Genomic DNA, 232 nt, shown 5'->3' on the forward strand with positions numbered 1-232 from the left:
GCCCGCCGCTCGACCGGGCAGACGCTCTACATCCTCGACGAGCCGACCACGGGCCTGCACTTCGAGGACGTGCGCAAGCTCCTCGAAGTGCTGCACCGACTGGTGGACGGCGGCAACTCGGTGGTGGTGATCGAGCACAACCTCGACGTGATCAAGACCGCCGACTGGATTATTGACTTGGGCCCCGAGGGCGGGGTGCGCGGGGGGGAGATTGTGGCGGAGGGGACGCCGG

The 232-nt window shown here is 68.1% G+C and carries 1 pseudogene; it reads left to right on the top strand.

The window, feature by feature from the left end:
* A pseudogene (locus AX692_RS16180) lies at positions 1-232 on the top strand (hypothetical protein); the annotation flags it as partial.

The sequence above is a fragment of the Erythrobacter donghaensis genome, from assembly GCF_001557325.1.
Taxonomy (GTDB): domain Bacteria; phylum Pseudomonadota; class Alphaproteobacteria; order Sphingomonadales; family Sphingomonadaceae; genus Erythrobacter; species Erythrobacter donghaensis_B.